General features: G+C 48.0%; 13 protein-coding genes. 1 reads left to right on the forward strand and 12 read right to left on the reverse strand.

What is annotated here, in order from left to right:
• Window positions 1–103 precede the first annotated feature (103 nt).
• From ASF12_RS28000 to ASF12_RS28025, 6 genes are read right to left on the reverse strand one after another with little or no spacing between them, the layout of a single operon-like run.
• Window positions 104–844: a nucleotidyltransferase family protein gene (locus tag ASF12_RS28000; protein WP_056041747.1), complete on the reverse strand. Its 741-nt coding sequence runs from the start codon at window positions 842–844 to the stop codon at window positions 104–106.
• A gap of 27 nt (window positions 845–871) precedes the next feature.
• Window positions 872–2,056 (reverse strand): GHMP family kinase ATP-binding protein, encoded by a 1,185-nt coding sequence (locus tag ASF12_RS28005; RefSeq protein WP_056041750.1) that lies wholly within the window; start codon window positions 2,054–2,056, stop codon window positions 872–874.
• A 52-nt stretch (window positions 2,057–2,108) separates the two neighbouring features.
• Window positions 2,109–2,975 carry a hypothetical protein gene (locus ASF12_RS28010; RefSeq protein WP_056041752.1) on the reverse strand — a complete coding sequence of 289 codons (867 nt, stop codon included), beginning with the start codon at window positions 2,973–2,975 and terminating at the stop codon, window positions 2,109–2,111.
• Window positions 2,965–8,538, reverse strand: coding sequence for a non-ribosomal peptide synthetase/MFS transporter (locus ASF12_RS28015; RefSeq protein WP_056041753.1), 5,574 nt, complete (start codon window positions 8,536–8,538; stop codon window positions 2,965–2,967). The genes ASF12_RS28010 and ASF12_RS28015 overlap by 11 nt, the downstream gene beginning before the upstream one ends.
• Window positions 8,531–9,862 carry a glycosyltransferase family 4 protein gene (locus ASF12_RS28020; protein ID WP_056041755.1) on the reverse strand — a complete coding sequence of 444 codons (1,332 nt, stop codon included), beginning with the start codon at window positions 9,860–9,862 and terminating at the stop codon, window positions 8,531–8,533. Before ASF12_RS28020 ends, ASF12_RS28015 begins: the two co-directional genes overlap by 8 nt.
• Before the next feature lie 7 nt (window positions 9,863–9,869).
• Window positions 9,870–12,035: an HAD-IIIC family phosphatase gene (locus ASF12_RS28025; RefSeq protein WP_081419096.1), complete on the reverse strand. Its 2,166-nt coding sequence runs from the start codon at window positions 12,033–12,035 to the stop codon at window positions 9,870–9,872.
• A gap of 296 nt (window positions 12,036–12,331) precedes the next feature.
• Between ASF12_RS28025 and ASF12_RS28030 the strand changes: the two genes are divergently transcribed.
• Complete coding sequence (locus ASF12_RS28030) at window positions 12,332–12,721, forward strand: VOC family protein (RefSeq protein WP_056041759.1); 390 nt, start codon at window positions 12,332–12,334, stop codon at window positions 12,719–12,721.
• Window positions 12,722–12,723: 2 nt separating this feature from the next.
• Here the strand turns inward: ASF12_RS28030 and ASF12_RS28035 are convergent, their stop codons facing one another.
• The 6 genes from ASF12_RS28035 to ASF12_RS28060 all read right to left on the reverse strand — a co-directional run bounded on the left by ASF12_RS28035 (window position 12,724) and on the right by ASF12_RS28060 (window position 20,769).
• Window positions 12,724–14,355, reverse strand: a complete 1,632-nt coding sequence (locus ASF12_RS28035; protein ID WP_162241942.1) for a pectate lyase — start codon at window positions 14,353–14,355, stop codon at window positions 12,724–12,726.
• A 249-nt stretch (window positions 14,356–14,604) separates the two neighbouring features.
• Window positions 14,605–15,525 (reverse strand): nucleoside hydrolase, encoded by a 921-nt coding sequence (locus ASF12_RS28040; protein WP_056041763.1) that lies wholly within the window; start codon window positions 15,523–15,525, stop codon window positions 14,605–14,607.
• 27 nt (window positions 15,526–15,552) lie between these two features.
• Window positions 15,553–17,070 (reverse strand): ABC transporter substrate-binding protein, encoded by a 1,518-nt coding sequence (locus ASF12_RS28045; RefSeq protein ID WP_056041765.1) that lies wholly within the window; start codon window positions 17,068–17,070, stop codon window positions 15,553–15,555.
• A gap of 79 nt (window positions 17,071–17,149) precedes the next feature.
• The gene (locus ASF12_RS28050) at window positions 17,150–18,034 is read right to left on the reverse strand and encodes a carbohydrate ABC transporter permease (RefSeq protein WP_155973508.1); all 885 of its coding nucleotides are present in this window, start codon (window positions 18,032–18,034) and stop codon (window positions 17,150–17,152) included.
• 36 nt (window positions 18,035–18,070) lie between these two features.
• Window positions 18,071–18,940, reverse strand: coding sequence for an ABC transporter permease (locus tag ASF12_RS28055; RefSeq protein WP_143088637.1), 870 nt, complete (start codon window positions 18,938–18,940; stop codon window positions 18,071–18,073).
• A 194-nt stretch (window positions 18,941–19,134) separates the two neighbouring features.
• On the reverse strand, window positions 19,135–20,769 hold the full coding sequence (locus ASF12_RS28060) for a response regulator transcription factor (RefSeq protein WP_056041767.1): 1,635 nt from the start codon (window positions 20,767–20,769) through the stop codon (window positions 19,135–19,137).
• Window positions 20,770–20,790 lie beyond the last annotated feature (21 nt).

The raw sequence follows: 20,790 nt of genomic DNA on the forward strand, positions 1-20,790 counted from the left end.
GCCTGGAATCGGCTCAACAGCCAGAATAGCGGAACCTCAGTCCTCCAAATAAGGAGTAGCAGGGCGACTTAGGCTTGCATACACACCCTAGCTATTTTATCTACTAATTCTGCCTCGCGAATAACGCTCTAGCCTCTTGATAGCTCTCCAATGTCCCGATATCAAAGCGCTGCCCTTCAAACCTGTAGGCATGAACCTCTTTATGCCGAATCAGCCAAGGCACAAAATTGCCCGGTGCATCAGCGTTGTTGCCCTCTACCAAATACTGCTTGATTAAAGGCAGTGTTGACTGCCCGTAAATATAAAACGGCGGACATGCCAAATTGGATTTGGGCTGTTCAGGCTTTTCCTCAAAAGCAATGACTGTTCCATTGCCATCGATTTGTATGACACCTGTGCGCCTCAGAAAATCGATGTCATCTATCTCATGCGCTGCAATCGTATCTGTACCTGCCATTTGATAGAAATGAACCATTTCCGTTAGTTCAAAGTCGAACAAATTGTCGCCGGCCATGACTAGAACATCATCGTCCAGCTTTTCCTGTTCCAGGACAAACTGCAAATCGGCAATAGCCCCTAAGCGATCCTCATTGCTAGTCGTTAGATCATCGATGACTTTAATCGGCTTAAAATAGTCTGATTGGCTCGCCCAATTAACAAAATGCCCATAAAAACGATGGTTAGTCACAATAAAAATCTCGTCAATCAAGCTAACCCTTTCAATCTTCTCCATAATATGATCCATGATTGCTTTCCCTCCAACCTCCAGAAGAGGCTTTGGAAAGTCCTTGGTCAAAGGATAAAGGCGAGTTGCGTAACCCGCTGCTAAAATAATGGCCTTCATTCGTATTTCCCTCGCTTCTAACCCCAGTTATATAATTCGCGCGCCATCATCGGTTTTGCTGAAGCTAACCTGATACAAATCCTTATACGCTGGATGCTGCTTTGGATATTGTGCATCAATGGCGGCTTTGATCTGCTCCTTATAAGCGGGATCTACGAGCCCAATACAGCAGCCTCTATAGCCCGCTCCGCTGAATCTGGCTCCATATACGCCTTCTGTATGCTTGAGGATACGGAAAATGCTGATCAGCTCGGGACAGCCGCAATCATAATTATGAATGGAGCTTTCTCCCGATTCAAGCATCAGGCTGCCGAATTTTTGCAGGTCCCCCTGTTTCCACGCCTCGGCGCCTTGCCTCACACGTTCATTCTCGGTGAAAAAATGCTCTGCCCTCTTTTGAAATCTGCCTTGCAAGCCTGACTTATGCTCCCGGTAAACCTCATGCTCAATATCTCGGAGCTGGGTCCCTTTCAGGTTTTTCATCGGCAAGCCGGCCATCTCGTGCAGAAGCCATGCGGCCACTTTGCATTCATCTACACGGTTGTTATAGTCGGTCCCGATTAAGGCTTTGCTCACACCGGAATAAACAATAACGACTTCAAATTCCGGCATCGCTTGCGGCCTTTCGATTAACTCATAGCTTTTGGTTTTGGTATCCATCACGGTCAAATAGCCTTCGCGGCTTAAAATATTGATCGACTGGTCCAGTATGCCATTGTTCAGCCCAATAAAATGATTCTCCACCCAGTGACTGTAGTTAATGAGCTCAAGCGAAGGAATTTTGATCCCGTTCACGTCGCAAAGGGCCAGCAAATAGGCGGTAGTTACCGCTGCTGAAGAGCTCAAGCCGCCAATCGGATGCTTGCCTCTAACTAATGCGCAAATGCCGTACTTTAAAATATTTTGCTTTCTTAAAGCCAGGACGGCCCCCCTTAAATAATTGCCCCAAAATCCCGGCACCATCGCCGGAACCTGATCCAGATGAAAATATTCCTCGTCGGGGAAATCCAAGCTTTGCACTCTTATATATTCCTCTTCATTCTGAACATAAACCATATCCACCGAAATATCCAGCGTCATCCCGGCTACCAGCCCGGCTTGATGATCGACATGAGCCCCGAAGGGACAAAAGCGAAGCGGCGATTTAATCGTTTTTACCTGATTTTTAAGATGAGGATATTTGAGCTTTAACCGTTGTTCCAAATGGTCCATTTCCTACACTCCCTCTTTTTGTGAAGGCAACGTATATCGTAAATATAGGCAATCAGCCCTTCTTCAACCGTTTTAGCAGCAGCGCTCTTTTCTCTGGCGAAATATTGTCCAAAGCAGAAGCGCGCTCCTTCCCGGCACCTTGCTCGGGCGCCGCCTCCGCAGCCGTCTCCCGAAACATCGCTTCGAACGCTTCCCCAACAGCAGCTATAGGAATTTTCGTCAAATACTTTTCCTTATACGCTTTCAAATGGGGCTGGCTAACTCTCTGCTCGACCGTCCGCAGCCCTCTTGTCGACTTCATATGGGCAATGGTTACATCCGCCGTCAATTCAGTACCGGTGTAGGATACCAAATCTTCCTTGATTGCATAGACCTGATAGCCGCCCTTATTGATCAAACGTGACAATGCCGGGCTTTCCTTATGATTTTCCGTCCCGTAATACATTTCCTCCCGCCATTCCCGTATGAAGGCAGGAGCCTTGGCGATGGAATTGATCACAAAGAAGGAGGCGATATATTCACAAAAGGCTTCCTGCTCTTCGCGGCGGCAGGCGACGAAATCAACGTCTTCCGGTATTAAGTAGGTGAAATCGGCAAGGAACAGGCAATCAGAATCGATCATGACGGTTGGCAGCGAATCCTTTTCAATGACCTGCAGCAGAAAAGCGGTTTTGGAGTATACATTTTTGCGCCAGTCCTCATCGTGAAGCAGCACATGCTTCGTGTTCAGCTCGGTTGATACAATTTCCATCTGCGGAAAAACAGACAAATATTTTTTATCGTCCTCGGATAGTCCCGTATCGTAAACGTACAGCTTATGAATCCGGCTTAAATCGACATTGTCATAAAAGGAATTAACAAACAGCTTTCCAAAGTCAAAATAATCACTGTTCAATACGGTCATTACATTAAATATCATAGCTCTTCCCCCTGCTAAAAACTTTCTTACTCGCCAGTTGTTTATTTATCCGCTCCAGTTCCCGATCTTCCTCCTGCTGTATGCGATCCTTATCCCTTATAAACAGCGGCCCCGGAATGGCATCGGGTAAAATATCGTCCATATACCGGAGCGGATTATACCTTAGTCCGAGGAAGCTCCATGCCGCCATAAACAAGCCGATTAAAATAAACAGCAGGCCGATTCCCCGTGTCGGTCCCGTGCCTACGAGCCAGCCCAGGCTTTTCACAAGCTCCGGATGATCGACAAACAGCGGCTTGAAAATGTTGTCCGACAGCAGGCCGCCAATATAGTAGCCCAGCGGAATGGTAGGCAAAGCGAATAGCTGATTGATCGAAAAAACCCTCGCCAGCAGCTCGGCCCGCACCTTGGATTGGATCAGCGTCTGCCAGTGGGCATTTGTCATCGACAGCGAAACACCGTAAGCGAATACGCCTGCCATAACCAGCCCAACGATCGGCGTTAGCCCCATCACGATATAGGAAAGGCCGATTAGCAAGCTAAAACCAATCATGCCCTCCGCCCTTCTGCGGGTACCGCCCCATAAACCCATTGCGATTCCGCCTGCCAGTCCCCCTATGCCGATGGCCGAGGTCACCATTCCGAGTACAACAGTTGATCCAAAGGTTAAAACGAGCGGAGTTATGAGGACGTTGGCCATGCCCAGCATCAAATTGGAAACCATAAAAAACAAAATCAACGCCACGAAGCTTTTGCGCTTCCTTATAAAATTCCAGCCTCCGGCCATTTGGGCCCAAAAGGGCTCTTCAATTTTGCGGAATAAGGAATTCGGAAATCGAATAAAGAGCAATGTCGATATAGCAAACAGAAAGGATAGGAAGTCGATGAAAAGAATGCCCGGCAGCTCAAACGTCAATACGAGAACGCCCCCGAGCAGCGGCGCCAGCACTTCACTTGAAGAGGTAGCCAGCTGCACAATTCCATTGGCTTGGCCGAGATAGCGCTTTGGCGCAATTTGGGCAACTGCCGCCAAGTAGGCCGGACGCTGAAAGGCATTGGCGATCGATATAGCCGCCACCGCGACATAAATATGCCAGGTCTGCAGCGAGTTGCTGTAAAAGAACAAGGCAATCATAATCGTGACCAGCGCGGAGCAAACATTGCTCCAAATGAGAATAAGCCTGCGATCCTGCTTGTCCGCTAAAGTGCCGGCGAAAGGAAGCATTAATATACCCGGCAGGCGATGGAACACCAGCGTTGCGGCAAAATCCATAATCGCGCCTGAATGGCTGTAAACCCATAAGCCCATTGCAAATCCCGTCAAGCTGGAGCCCATCATCGAAATAAACTGACCAAATACAAAAATGAAAAGCGTTCGCAAATTCGGCAGCACTTCCGGCGATGATGCCGTTTCCCGGGTATTTGGGTTCTGGTTGTCCTCGTACCCCTCGTTCTCCTGTTTCTCCTTCTGCTGCTGCCACGCTTTCAGGCCGGCTCCAATGCTATCCGCTACGGCATGGGACTGGTGCTTAAAGAAATAATGTCCCGCATTCGGAATCAGGTCGATATCCACATGGCTGCTGAAAAACTCCCAGTCCTTATACTGCTCCTCGTAAAACTCGGTCGTCCTGTCCCGCTCGCCGACAATGCAAAGCAGTGGCGCCTTTAATTTCGCAGGCTCAGCAGCGGCGTACCGATCCGAGTAATACCGCTCGCTTTCACGACGGTCATGCCTGAGGCTGCGGATAATAAAATCCCGTTCCTCCCCTGAGAGCGTCTCGCTGAAGCCGCCCAAAGAACGGAGCATATCCATATAGGCACGGTTTGAAATACGGCGGTCCCGTGGCAATAGCTTGTTCCACAGCTTGAACAGCTTGCCCGGCAGCTGCGATACAGGAAAATTCCCTCCCATCACGACACCAGCAAGGCTCATATTCTCTTGCTCCAGCAGTCTAGCTATTTCAATTGCTAGAGCGCCTCCAAGACAATGCCCGTAGACGACGATGGATGGGGCGGATACTTTGTCCTTTATTTCCTGCACACAGCGCCTTGCAACTTCTTCCAAGGGCTCAAGAGCTTCATCTTTTTTGCTGAAGTCATGCCCAGGAACTTGAACCGCATACAGGGCGTAATGATCCGCCAGCGCATCCGCTAGCGGCTGATAGGAAATCGCGCTCCCCCCGGCAAAAGGAACACATACGATGGCCACCTCCTCGGAGGCGTCCTTTTCTCTCGAAAGACGGTGGAGAACATCCCCGCTGTCCGTACTGCCTTGAGAAACGATAGCAGACAGTTCCCCAATCGTCGGATATTTGAACAGGTCGATAATGCTCAGCGCATGATCGATTCCCCGAACGACCTGGACCGCCTTGAAGGAATCCCCTCCCAAACTAAAGAAATCATCGTTAATTCCTATTTTCTCGATGTTCAAAACCTCGGACCATACAGCAGCCATCCTCACTTCCAATTCGTCCCGCGGCGCTTCATAGTCGCTTTCCGAAGCTGCTTCTACGGCATTCGGAGCAGGCAGAGCGCTGCGTTCCACCTTGCCATTAGCGTTCAAGGGCATTTTATCCAGTTCCATAAATACGGCAGGAATCATGTAGCCTGGAAGCTTTTCCTTCAGAGCGTTCCGCAGTGCGGATAGGTTAACCGGCTGTGAGCCGTCCTGCACATAATAGGCAACGATCTTTTTTTCGCCGCTGGCCTCTTCACGGACGGTCACAAAAGCATCCTTGATGCCGGGGTATTCGAGCAGCGAGGATTGAATTTCTCCCAGCTCAATTCGGAATCCCCTGATTTTCACCTGCTCGTCAGCCCTGCTCAAAAACTCAATATGGCCGTTTTCCAAATAACGGACAATATCTCCGGTCCGGTAAAGGCGTCCGCCCTTCTGCGCGTCAAATCGATTCGGAATAAACTTTTCTGCGGTTAACTCTGGCCTGCCTAAATATGCTCTGGCAACACCAGGTCCGCCAATGAATAACTCCCCGGGAACTCCTATAGGCGCGAGCTGCAAATGTTCATCCAGCACATAGATGGATACATTCGGCAGCGGACGGCCCAGCGGCAATACCGATGTATGCTGCACAGGCCTTTTGTCGGTTACGGTATAGGTCAGCATAGACACCGTCGTTTCAGTCGGCCCGTAATGGATCTGGATCTGCGTCTCAGGCTTCGCTGCCTTGATGTCATCAATCATGTCCCAATAGGAGGGCTCGCCAGCAAGGATAAGCCGTTTATTAGGAATGATATCGTGGAGGTTCGCCCGTTCCCGCAGCGCCTTGAAATGGCTTGGCACCATTTTGATGACATCGATTCCGTGTTCCCTGAAATATTTGGCATATTGCTGCGAGTCGACGGACTGGTCATAGGTCAAAATATGAAGCTGCCCGCCCGTATTTAAAGCAGCCCAAACGTTAATGGTGGCGAGGTCAGCCGCAAAGGTGGAAGCAATCGCGTATTTAAGCCCCGGCTCGACATCCAGCCGCTGCATCACGCCAAAATAGTAATTCAGAAAATTTCCATGCTCGACCGCAACCCCTTTTGGCTTGCCTGTAGAGCCCGATGTATAGATGATGTAAATAAGATTGGCAGGCTGCAGCGGCACTGCCATATTGTCACCGCTTTGCTCTGCGATTGCAGGCCAATCGGCATCCAGATAAACCCATTCGGCAGTTGCTGCATCGCCTAAAGAAACTGTTAAATGCTTCTCTGCAACGACAATATCAATTGAGGCATCGTCCAGTATGTACTTGATGCGGTCAACGGGAAACAGCGGGTCGAGTGGAACGTAAGCTCCGCCTGCTTTCAAAATGCCCAGAATGCCTACTACGGTTTCCAGTGAACGCTCCGCAAACAAGGCTACACGTTTTTCAGGGCCAACTCCTTTCGCGGATAAATAGCGGGCAAGCTTGTTGGCTCTTTGATTGAGCTCCTCGTAGGTGTAGGATCTGCCCTGGCAAGCAACCGCTATCGCATCTGGGCTTATCAGCACCTGCTCCTCAAAGAGCTTGTGAACATACGGAACATCAGGATGATTTTTGTATTCGGAAAAGCTCCATTCTGAGAGCAGCGTTTGTTTTTCTAGTGGGGTAAGCGTCTCAAGTTCATGAGCCTTTAAGCTTAAGCTGTCAGCCATGGAGGAAACGATCTCCATGTAATGGCCGGCCATGCGCTGTATCGTTTCAGGAAGGAATAGATCGGTGTTGTAGGTCAAGAAGCAAGTCATTTCGCCTTCAATATATTTGACGGCAAGATTCAAATCAAACTTGGTCGTATTGTTGCTGCGCAAAAAAGGACGGACTTCCAACTCACTCAGCTGAAGAACGGTTTTCTCCATGCTTTGATAATTAAACATCGCCTGAAAAACCGGGGAATAGCTTAAATCACGCTCAATCTGCAATTCCTCCACCAGCTTTTCAAACGGAAGCTCCTGGTTTGCGACTGCGCCCATAACCGTTTTTTTGACGGTTTGCAGCAGCTCCCTCATTCGGGGATTGCCAGACAATTGAATTCTAATCGCGAGGGTATTGATGAACAAGCCCATTAGGTCTTCCACTTCTTTATGGGTACGCCCCGCAATCGGCGAGCCGATAACGATATCATCAGCCTGCGTATAGCGATTAAGCAGGATAGCAAAAGCCGTTAATGAAAAAACAAAGGGGGTTATCGCTTCCGCACTTGCAAGCGTATGGATTTTGTCCGCTATTCCCTCTGGAATAATAAATTTATGAACTTTCCCATTATAGGTTTGAACATCTGGACGGGGAAAATCCGTCGTCAATTGCAGACACGGAGGCGCTCCTGCGAGTGTCTCCTTCCAGTATTGGACCTGTCTTTCTGTTACTTTTCCCTCTAATAGATTCCTTTGCCATACGGCATAATCCATATACTGTACGGGAAGCTCTGGAAGCTCCGGCTGCTGCCCAGCAGCATAGGCATTGTACAGCACTTCAATTTCCTTGTTCATGACACGGAGGGACCACATATCCGACACGATGTGGTGAACGACGATAATCAGGTAATGCTCCTTTTTTGAGACAGACAGCAAAGTCACCCGTATAGGCAAATCGTTGGCCAAGTCAAAAGGGTTATGGACCTCATCGTGGACAAAGTCCTCGATTTCCCCCTCCAGCTTCGTTCTGGTGAAGGCCTTCACGGATTTCTCAGCAATCGTCATAACCGGCTTGGGGTGACGGCAGCAATAAACCTCATCCTCACGATTTTGGTAAACCATTTGCAAAATCTCATGCCTGTTCATAATCGCATCGAAGGTTTGCTGGAGCGCGTTCACGTCCACCCTGCCCCTCAGCTTGGAAACGAGATGGGTATTATAGGCGGCCTTGTTCGTATGCCACTGGTCAAGAAACCAGAAGCGCTTTTGCGCATAGGAGGCGATAAAACGGTCTTCGCCGTTCCTCTCCAGCCGGGTTATCTTCAAGCTTGGCGCCGGCTGCTCTATACTTTGTTTTTTCATCCTCAGAGCCAGCAATGCCTTCTGTTTGTCCGAAAGGCCACTCCATTTATCAGCAAGCGCTTCGTTCTCCAATCCTTTACTCATGGTCATTACCCCGGCTTTGATTTTTTTTATTTAACCTTAAGGCGAGCAGCGCCTTCTGCGCAGGAGTAAGCTTGTCGGTCATTTGGGCAACGGCATTCTCTTTAAAGGCAGGGACAAGCTCTGGCTGCTGCGTATTTTCCGCTCCGACTTGCAAATTCAGCAAATACGCTTCAACCTGCCTGCTGCCTCCCCTATTTTCGATGTAATCCAGCGCAGCCTCTCTGGAGCGCCGTGATATATCCTCATAGTGCTCCCTCTCACGCAATAAACGCTCCAATGCCTCTTGCCAAGGCTTTATATGCTGCTTCGGAATGTCCGATACGGGCAGGCTGCGCTCATCAACGGCTTGCTTGTAGCCCTTAATCGGATTTACCGGAAGCACATACTCCACTCCCAGCTTAGCTTCAGGATTTCCTCCGACGTCACTTGCCAACACCGGGATGCCTCGCAGCATAGCTTCTACGATCGTTCTTGATTTGGCCTCAGCCCACAGCGACGGTACGAGCATAACGCGGGTTTGGCAGAAAAGCTTATTCATATCGTCTACTGGATCAAAAATACGAACATTTTTGAGCTCCATTAGCGCTTTCATATCATCGGAGGTTGTACCCCATGTCGGTATGGCTGCAAATGCGTGGTTAGGAAACGCGCGCGCCAGCTCTAGAAAAATGGAAATCCCCTTGTAGGCACATGGATTAACCATGGCAATATAGCCTTTATCGAAATTTCCAAAGTCGGGAAAAGGACCATCGCCAAACAAAGAAATGGGCAGCACCTCTGCTTTGAGCTTGGCCCACTGCCACATATAGTCCTTCAAATAATCGCCAACGACAACAATGGCAGCCGCTTTCCGCAGCAGCTCTGTTTTATCAGGCGCCTCCAAAAAACAATCCGGCCCAAAGGGCAAATAGAGGGTTGTCCTGGCAAGGTACACGACTCTGGAAGCCGCATGGTTCACGGCAGCCTCCAGCAGTAAATGCCCGACGTCCTCCGTCGAAATTAAAATTCTGTCGGGCGCAAATTCGTTCAGTTGCCTGATCAAATAATTCTTCAACCTTGCGCTGTCCATCGCTGCTCGTACTTTCACAGCATGAATAGCTACACCTTTAAGGTTGAAAACGGAAACTTCGGGGCTTGAGGATATAACCTCAAGCTCACCAACACCCCGCTGGTCTTGTTCTGAGGCGCTATTGACCAATGCTGTAGAAACGACGCGGCAATCGTGCCCTAAGCGGCTTAACGCTTCCATAAGCGTTCGGTTGGACTTATTGGCTCCACCCAGTGCAGGATAATAGGATGCATTTTGAGCTAGTAAAAGCTTCATATTTGCCTCACTCGCTCTCTTCCCGAAGCAGCAGCTCGATTTCTTCTTCCGTCAGGTTTTCCAAGGCCGCTAATTGTTCAGCAATTGCGTCCTCATCAAAGCTGCTGAGCAAGCTCGTTTCCACCGCCTCGGCAAGTCCGGCAATCGTAAGCGAACCTTCGAACAGCACCGTCATCGGCAAATCCACTTCAAATTCCTCCCGAATTCGGGACAAAATCTGAATCGCTTTGATCGATTCTCCGCCAACCTCAAACAAATTATCCATTACTCCGATTTGCTCAATGACTAAAACATCTTCCCAAATGGTTAATATTCTTTGCTCAAATTCATTTCTTGGAGCTACGTATTCTGCCCGTTCGCCAGTCTTGCCCTGCGAGGCCGCCTCTACTTTGGCGTGGATGCTTCTAGAAGTATTCAAGTGCCGCCCAATATCATCCAGCACATCTAAAATAGCCGTATCCGCCCCGCTCGCCGTTTGTTCCGCAGCTGCATGTACCTCCTCGCGGTAGTGGTCGGCTTTTTCCAGGTAGGAGGCAAAGTTTATGGTTCTGGCAAAGGCCGCCGTGAACGCATATACTTTGTGATCAGTCGAAGCCGTGACGTCCTGTTCTCCGATTAAGCTTAAAAACTGACCAGCTGGCTGGTTTTTGGAGGTTGGAACAAAAACGACCTCCACTTCACCCAGACCATTGTCCGCCGCCCATTCGCCAAGTCTAGCAAGCATCGTATATTCTATACCTTTGCCTAGAGCTCTGCAGCTAAGAAGGAAGCTGTCCACCCTAAGCTTTGAACCCTGCTCGCGGCAAACGGCCAAGCCGACCATTCCATAGTCTCCAAATCTATCACTTGCCGTTACCGTGAAGCAGCTTACATTGTCTTCGCTGCATCGTTTTCTGAGCTCGGCTTCCGAATGCCTGACCGTAGTAAAATTAAATTGATTCACCCTTTGAGTCAATTGAGCGGCTCTTGCCAGCTCCTCATCAACCAAAGGAGCAATACTTACGTTCAGCTCCAACCCGCTTATAAAAGCTTCGTAGGACAGCATTTCCTGCTGGAACTTATTCCGCTCCGTATTTTGTTTAACCTGTTCCGTACGGCTTTGGTCTGCCGCAGTCGTGTTTATACGGTCAAATGCCCAAATGTTGCTTAAGTAAAGCGGAATGTCCTCGTCCTTTTCAGGCAAGCATAATGTCAGAACTTGGGGACAACGTGCTTTAACCTCCATACATTCGACAGGGTTATCGTCGATAAAGATGAAGCTATCGAGACCCAAATTCAGCTCTTTAGCCAATGCTTCCAAATTATCCGATTTGCGCTCCCAGTTGATTCTCGAAGCCGCGATGTGTTCGGGTTTGATCAGCATATCAGGCCGGTTCAACGCCTCTATGACATCGCTTTCATTATTTTTGCTGCAAAGACATAGAAGCATCCCTAAGCGCTGCTGATCCAGCATAAATGCCTGCAGTTGCTTCCGATACGGGTCCACCGCTATTCCTTCAACGCCGTCTTCACCGCAAATGCCCTTCCACAGCGTCTGGTCGCAATCCAGCACGATCACTTTATATGGCAGGCTCACAGCCGAATAGATTTTTCTGGCAATGACCGTACCTAACGCATCAAAGAAAATTTGTTTGTATGGAATATGTCCCATTTTATCCGAATGAAAATCATAATAATCCGCTACGGGATAGAGATCCAAAATGTCAGAAGAAGCCACTGGTAAAATGCCGTTCAGTCCTTGAAGCCCTTGATATAGTCGGTCCTCTATTTCCTTATAATCGCAAGCCGTCTCGGAGCTCCATTCCATCAATGGCGAAGGAGGGCAAATACACACAATATGAATGGCTGATGTGCTCTCTACTGATGTTTTCAATGCATTCAGCAGATCAACGATGTTACGGTCAAGCTTGGATTGTATTAAAGCATCCTTCCTGATCTCCGTTTCCAAGCCGTCCTCCACCCTGAACCAATCATCAAAACGAATGAGAATGACGTTGATCCCGTTGTTTTGGCGCATAGCGCTATAAGGATCGAGCAGCTGCTTGAAAACCTGATTCTCATATTGAATTGCAGCGTTTATTCCGAGCTTGTCCAACCAAAAAACGAGTGACCTTCTGACTGGTTCTGCGGTAAACGTTGCCGAAAATACGAGATTTAAATCACGACTGATCATATTCACGAAACTTCTCCCCTTGCTTAGATTTAGGATAGCATTTTTACAGCCTTCTCTAGCTTTAAGCCGCTACATCTGGGAGTTTATAAATTTTTACAACAAAGTCAATTTTATCGTAGTCTATCGTCGAATCATTGTCAACGAATTCCCTTTTTTTGTCGAGGATGTCAATTATCTTGTTTATTTGACAGCAGAGGATTATATTATATTTGTGAAGTGGGCGATGACCTTAAAGCCGTTGTATGTGATTAAATGTGTGGAATAGAGCAGCTAAACTTTAATAGGAGTTGAGTTATATGAAAGTACATCATATAGGGTATGTCGTAGAGGATTTAGATAAAGCTTTACAGGAGTTTATCGCGCTAGGGTACGAGGTGGACGGCGAAAAATGCCATGACGATCAACGGAATATTTTAATTCAATTTATTAAAAATGGCAGCTATTTGGTAGAGCTGGTCTGTCCGCTGAATGACAATTCTCCGGTTAAAAATATTTTGAAAAAGGTTGGCAGCACACCCTACCATTTCTGTTATGAAACGGCGAACCTCTTGGAGAAGACCGAGCAACTGAAGAAGCTGGGCTATCTCGTCATAGCCGAGGCTTTGGCAGCTCCGGCTATCGGCAATAAAAGAGTCGTATTCCTGTTCAAAAATAATATGGGCATTATAGAATTGGTCGAGGAATAGGCTCAGACCGTTTCCTTGTACAGCTGAGGGGACTTCCACGTTTTTACGGAGCCATCTTCAGCTTCCATATTGGCATGAAAAAATCCTTTACCGTCTATGAATGCTGGGACACCGTGCTGCTTTCCCTCAATTGCAGCCTGCAGCGCTAGAAGGGCGAGCGGTTCGGCTGTATCAAAATTCGCATACTTGCTGTGTCTGGCAGGGACAAAATAGCCGAAATGAAATTGTTTCTCTATGATATTGTCTCCTATTTTTCTAGCCATCTCCAAGTATTGCGAATGTCCGAATGTTGAATAAACATCAAGCATCGCATAAAGAGCTCTTGGATCGTCGCACTCTGTCGAAAAATCCAGAGCGGCATCCACTTCAGGTTCACTGCCCATATCTCCAAGTCCATTCCCTTTGGCGATGCTTCTTGCCGCTTCCCATAGGCTTTCGTCACCCGTTTGTATAAATGTCCTCACGCAGGAAAGCAAAAATTTGCTAGTAGCGGGAAACTGGCCGATGATGACGCCTTTATCTCCATAATAGCCGTCCCGTTTAAGGGCATATCCCGATAAATCCGTACCGTCGGTGAGCATCGGCTTAAACGCATTCCTTTCAGGAACGTAGCCGTATTTCAAAAAAGCGCCGAGCCCTTGCCTTGACCATTGTGCCAGCTCCTTCACTACTTCCCCCAGCCCACTTGCAAGCTGAAGCTGCATCATCGTATTTTCATAATAGACGGTAGAGGCTTGCGCTTCCAAAAGCATTTTGCCTTCCAGCGCTGCGTCTCCAAACTCGGGACCGAATTGCCGCCCAGCCCTGTCCCCGAAACGGGAATGTGTATTGCTGTCGTCATTCGTATGATACACTTTTCTCGCTTGGTTGAACTGATACGCACCTAAGCCTGTATCCGCATTTCTAGCCTTGTTATACTGGCGGGCAAGCCTTTTCAGCCATAACAGAGCGCCTTTCTCGCCCGCCAGCTTGTACAGCATTCCTGCCGCATATATCAGATCATTTCCCGCGTTCAGAAAGGACAGCCCGCTAACCTCTGAGAACGGCTCCGCATCCCGGAATTCGTGTGCCCACAGCCTGCTGCTTTTCAAGCCGAAGCTGCCGTGTCTGCTAATCTCAAGGGTACTCCAGTTGAAAACATGTGCATTCCATAACGCTCTAATGTATTTGACGGTAGCTGCAGGGTCAACCTCGTACATGAGTTCATAATACGGAAAATGGTTTTTCAGTTCATGCACCATACCGTTTTTTTCCTCTGCCCCGGCAACCTGCAGCGTTTTCAGATCAATCAGCCGATGCCCGCCCCATTGCAGCAGGCCACACTCACTTTGAAGATGGTCAAAGTGAAATTTGATTGCTAATTTAGCGGCATTTTCATACTGCTCATCGCCTGTAAGCCTCGAAAGCCCCACAAAGGTACGAAACAGGTTTTGCTGGCTCGCCAAATTGGACATGACCACCTCGCGCCCTCCGGGAAATCGCCATGTGACGGGCTCCTTTGTCCTAACATCGATTCCGTCAGCGAACAACGGGCTAGCCTCCCAGCCGCTGCGGCCCCTTCCCTCCTTAAGCACATTGTCTGCAAATGATATGACCGTGTTCAATCGCTGCTGATCCCTCGTACTCTTTTCCACCAATACACACCATCCTCTTGGATTTCCGGTATAAAAGCTTCGATCTCCACTATGATTCTCTCTATGGTCAAAAACAGCTTTTTTGCAGGTTCATAGCTAATATACCATAAATTTACCAGATTCTGTGATAGATTAAAACGCGGAAAAGCCGCTTCCCTCGCAGCTTCATGACAAAGAACCCCCGCGCAGCGATCCAATCGGTGCGCGGGGGCTCAAAAACAAACAAGCTACGGACCCTTAATCTAGCTTCTAGCTGCCATACGTCAATGCGAGCTTAGCGAACATATCTTCCAGAGTAAAGCGGACATCCACAAAATGATAGACACGGATCATTCTTTCCTTCTGATCATGCACATAGTACATATCCTCGGTTATTCTCGGAGCAGGCTTCATTTCATACCCGTATTCGTGCTCATCCAGAAGCAGGCTTATGGCAGGTGAGTCGCCGAGCGACCACATTTCACCTTTGGGCCACGGGGAGTCCTTGAACGCTTCTGCTGCCCAATTGTTGAAGTCGATCAGCTGCTGGAACAAATATTGCCCGATTTCACCGTACGGCTTAACCTTGTACATCATCTCCGCAATACTTACCCTCATCGTCGTATAAACGGTGTGCGGCACCTGCCACAGCTCCACTGATGATTGGAACACCACATTAGCGGCAGCAATATCGTTAAACAAGTTATACTCCCAGCCACCGAGCGGCCAGTGCCCGCCGCCAATCCAGACAACTGTCAGCCTATCCGAGATGCGCGGTTCCATAAGCAATGCTGACGCCATATCTGTAAGCGGTCCAAGGAATACGACATACAGCGGAGAGGAATCCTCCTTCATGGCTTCATGCACAATCGCAGCAGCCCCCTCGGAAGGGACGGGCGTTTCTTCGTTCTCCAATGCGCTGACCGCCCCCTTATAGTAAGGGACCTCCTCTTGCAATCCCATAATCGAGAGCACCTTCTCGATCTCGTCATAGCTTTGCTGCATCGTGTCCTTCCGGTTCATCATCGAAGCCGTTTTTTCAAATTGGGCAGCTATAATACCTTTTATCCTGAAACGAGGAGTCAGCAAGGCATGGACAATGGCAAATTGATCATCAGCTTCATTTTTCGCGTCGGTATTAATGATTAGCCTGATTTTCTTGGACTCCGGTACATCAAACGGCAATTTCATACTCCGCCACCTCCGTTTTTCAACTTTTTATTTGCCGTTAGCAGCCGCCCATTCATCAAGCTGCTTTTGTTTCTCAGCAATAATCTTATCCAGCCCAGCCGCCTTCAGCTTCTCGTTATACTCCTCAATGAGTGCAGGATCCAGCGAGCCGGATTCCAGCCCGACCTTGTATTGATTGACCACGTTAGTCGCCGCGGCCACCTCCGTTTTTACCGGCGTCGCATCGAAGGAGAAACCGAGTGCCGGAGATACCTTCGCGGACTCGTTGAATTTTTTCGTCTGCTCCCAAATATCCTTATCCGTACCTTCCCACACATATGTTAAAAAATTGTTGCCCACTTCCCATTGGTTGAACTGATATGTCGTTTCCTTCACGCCTTCTGGAAGCTTGATCGTTCCGTCCTCATTCTTCACATAGTGCTTGCCTTCAATGCCGTTCGCCAGCAAGTTCATCACTTCGGCATCCGAATAAAGCAGGTTAAGAAGCTGCATAGCGCGTTCCGGGTTTTCGCTGTTGCGGGGAACCGACATCATAAAGCCGCTTGCTCCATTCGATTGGATCACAGGCTCAGACAGATGGACACTGGTCATTTCATAACCGGTAGTCTTGGATTCCTGTGCCTCAAAGCCTGGCTTCATATTATTAAAATAACCAAGCGCTTTGCCTGCTTTTACGAGACTTGAGCCCTGCTCCTGCGTCGTTGCTACGTCCTGCATAATATAGCCGGCTTCATACCACTTGCGTGCAAGAGTGACCTTATTTTTGAAAATGTCTGTTTCCAGCAGATTTACGACTTTCAGATCATTACTGTCCAGCAAAATCACGCCAAGGCTGTCTCCAAGCGGATCGATCTGCGGTGTATACATTTGATAAGCAACCGTGCCTGTTTGCGTGCTTTGAACGAGAGGCACAATGCCCGGTTCCTTATCCTTAATCGTCTGGAATACTGTAACAAGATCCTCAAAAGTCTTGACTCCCGAAAGATCAATGCCGTGCTTGTCAATCAAATCCTTACGCATGACCATGCCATAATCTGCGCCCACGTCGCGTATGCTCGACACGCCATAAATACTTCCGCCGATTTTCGTACCATTGTAAATTTCCGAAGGCATCGTATTTTTAATTTCCGGCGCATACTTCTCAAGAAGCTCGTCAAGCGGCAGCAGCTGTCCTTTGGCAACCTGAGAGCTGTAATTAAAAAAAGAGGAAGTAACAAGCAGGTCCAGAGGCTCGTTGCCTGCCAGAAGAAGATTGACCTGCTGGTTCCATGCTGCAATATCAATTGGCATCAGCTTCACAGTCGCATTAATTTTGGACTTGGTAATTTTGTTTATCTCCTCCTGCACCGCCGCAACATCCGACATCGTGCCGAGATTAATAAAGGCCATCGTCAGTTCCACGGCTTCGCTATCGCCGGCTCCAGCTTCACTTCCAGATCCGCCAGGCGAAGCGTTGCCTCCATTTTCCGAACTGCCGCAGGCTGCAAGAAGCAGGCTTAGTACAAGCATAATCGATAAAAGCAGTGTCGTTGTTTTCTTCTTCATCTTCGATTTCCCCCTGTGTGCTGATGATCATAAATCTATACCAATCGGACCTGCGAGATCCGAGCTTGGCTGCCTCTAACTAACCTTTAACAGCTCCAATGGTAAGGCCTTTAACGAAATACTTTTGGAAAAAAGGATACACACACAAAATGGGCAATATTCCTGCAACTGCCATCGCCATCCGCACGGAATTCATAGGAAGTCCCGCCGCAGCCGTGCTGTTGTTGCCCCCAATGTTGGTTTGCTGTAGAAATTGGATATTACTCAGCATCCGGTTCAATAAATTTTGGATACTGTATAATTCAGGCTCCGTCACATAGATCAAGCCGTTGAACCAGTCGTTCCAATAGCCAATCGTCAGCATGAGACCGATAGTGGCCAAAATCGGTAAAGAAAGCGGTATCACGATCTGGTAAAAAATTTTAAACTCCGTTGCCCCGTCAATATAGGCCGATTCGATAATGGGAACCGGGATTGAGGTGCTGAAAAACGAGCGGATCAGCAGAATGAAGAAGCCGTTTGTAAGCAGGCCAGGTATGATCAGCGCAAGCAGTGTATTTTTCATGTCGAATACCTCGGTAAACACGAGATATGTCGGCACCAGCCCCCCGTTGAACAGCAGCGTGAAAAATACGATAAAGGACAGCGTCCCCCTCAGCGGCATATCTCCCCGCGACAGCGGATACGCCAGCAACGCTGAAATGAGCAGCCCCACGGTTGTCCCGATAATTGTAATCGTTACCGTTATGCCGTAAGCCTTAACCAGCGACGTGGATTTATTCCACAAATACTCGTAAGCCTCGATGCTCCATGCCTTAGGCAGCAGGCTGTATCCATCCCTCACAATCGCCTGCTCCTGTGTCAGTGATGATGTGATTAACAGCAGAAACGGAAATACACAAGCAGCTGTCAGCAAAATAAGGATGGCATGTACAGCATATTGATTCATATGGTTCGTCTTCATGAAGTTACCTCTCCTAACAAGAACCTTTTTCTTATTCTAAAACAGCGCCTGATCTCTGTTCTTGCGGCTCACAGCGTAATTAGCGGCCAATACGAGCACAAAACCGACAAGCGATTGGTACAAGCCCGCAGCCGACGACATTCCGATATCTCCCAAAGTCATGAGTCCTCGGTATACGTATGTGTCTATAACATCTGTCGTTGGCTGAAGAGGACCTGAATTAAGCGGAACCTGATAGAACAGCCCGAAGTCAGAGTAAAAAATACGTCCGATCGCAAGCAGTGTCATAATGGTAATGGTAGGCATGATGAGCGGAACGGTAATGCTGCGGATTTGATGCCATTTGTTTGCGCCGTCAATCGTCGCTGCTTCATAATATTCGTGATCAATGCCAATAATAGAAGCTAAATAAATGATGCATAAATACCCTACATTTTTCCAAATATTAACAATTGCGAGAATATACGGCCAATATTTAGCCTCTGTATACCAAGCTATCGGATCCATACCGAGCAGCGGCAGCAGTTGTTTATTGATGAAACCGCTCTCTACATTGAGCAGCGACAATCCGAGATAGCCGACAACGACCATTGAGATTAAATACGGCAGCAAAATGGCACTTTGATAGAAGCGCGACGCAAGCTTCTTCTTTACTTCATTTAATAAAATCGCTACCGCGATAGCCAACACCGTATTAATGACGATAAATGCGCCATTGTACAAAATCGTGTTGCGCGTAATAATCCAGGCGTCCTTCGTTTCAAACAAATATTCAAAGTTCTTAAACCCGATCCAATCGCTCCCAAGAATTCCTTTGGCATAATTAATGTCCTTAAACGCTATGACAACTCCAAACATGGGCAGATAGTTATTGATAATCAAATAAATCATGCCCGGAATGATCATCAGGAACAGTGCGCGGTAACGCTTTAATTTTCTCAAAATAAAATTCAGCCGCCCGCTTTCTTTCCGCTCTCCTGCACGAACAGCCTGTGCGATTTGCGGTGTTTCCATCGCCTTCCCTCATTTCGTTGTTGTATTCTATCTTGTAGCTCTATTGTAGGGTGTACGGAACATAGGCAATAACCACTATCCGGACTTTACAGTTTCGAAATCTCGACCTCTTTCGACTGGGCTTGCTTGCGGTAATCGCCTGGATTCATACCTGTCATTTTTTTAAACAGAGTGGAAAAATAAGATAGATTGGAATAGCCTGACTGCAGGGCAATATCACTAACGGTGTAATCTGGCAATGCTAACAGTGCTTTTGCATATGCAATGCGTTGTAATTGTACATAATCCGAAATGGACATGCCCGTTTCCTTCTTGAATACCCGATTCAAATAATCAGGGTTCAAATATACGCAGCCCGCTACCTCTTCCCGGGTCAGATTTTGCTCGCCTATATGCTCTTGAATATAGGCCTTCACGCGGTCGACCACTGAAAGGCTTTTTTGAGTGGCGTGAATTTGGCTCATCGACACGTCAATGAGATAAAGGATCCATTCCTTGAGTGACGACACGGAGCGGAGCACCTCTTGCGGCTTGTCTGTAAGCAGACTTTTCGCGAACACATCATTGGCCTGTAATCCCTTCACTTGCAGCACAAAAAACATCATCTGCAGAAAATTTTGATAAAACAGCTGCAAGGCCTGAGCGTCGACGCCGTACTTCCTGTCCCTCAAATCATCCAAATAACAAGCGACAGCCTCCGTCAACTTATCCTTGGCTCCCATTTTCATCCACTCTTCCCACGAACTCATGGAAGGCGGCTGCAGGGTTCCCACTTTAGACTTCTTGTAATGGCGAAACAAAAAGGTTTGATTGGCATGCGTCACATTGTCACGGTCCATTTGAATAAGATTGTAATAGCTTGTCACCATTTCAGTAGCATACACAGGCTGACCGATGTAACAGTTTAAATCACAGCTAAAGTATTGGCTGCAGCCGCGCACATAGCTGATGCAATCGTCCAGCATCGCTGTATCCATCCTATCTGTTGATGCTTCAAGCAGCACAAGCAGCCCACCATTAGGAACGGATATGACGGCGGACCCGGCTTCATTTTTCAAAATTTGCTCATTCGCTGCATTTCGCAGCGCATACTCCATAATCTGCTCATCCCGCTGACTGAGCGGTTTATACCATTTTTGGACGCGAATTAAGATCGGCAAATATTTAGACCTCACCAGATTAGGCAGCTTGCTGCTCGCAGCATATTCGGAGATTCTTTCCGGGGAAGAGCCTATGCTTTGCTTGATGAGCTCCTGCCAAAAACGCTCTTTCATCAACGGCTTTTGTGATTCCCAAAGCTGAGCATAATGCTTGTAATCGCTTTCATACATTAGAAGCTCCTGTGTTTTTTCGATTTTAGCTAACGCTTTACGGATTACTTGCTCCAGTTCTTCATAATCAACCGGTTTAAGCAAATACTCGAAGCTGCCCAGCTTGATCGCTTTCTGCGCATAAGAGAAATCGGAATGCGATGTCAAAAAAATCGTCTCTACCTTTGGATCATGCTCCCTTACCCATTCCAGCAATTCGATGCCTGTCCCTTTAGGCATTTCGATATCGCACACCATTAAATGAATCGGCTCATTCAAATAAATTTGCTGAGCCTGCTTCAGGCTTAGCGCGGTATGCACATGTTGAACCTTCAAGGATTTCCAGCGGACGCCTACCTCCAGCCCTCGGATCGCATGAACCTCATCATCTACAATTAATACGGTAAACATATAAGCCCCCACCTTCTGGAT

The organism is Paenibacillus sp. Leaf72 (assembly GCF_001422685.1).
Lineage (GTDB): Bacteria > Bacillota > Bacilli > Paenibacillales > Paenibacillaceae > Pristimantibacillus.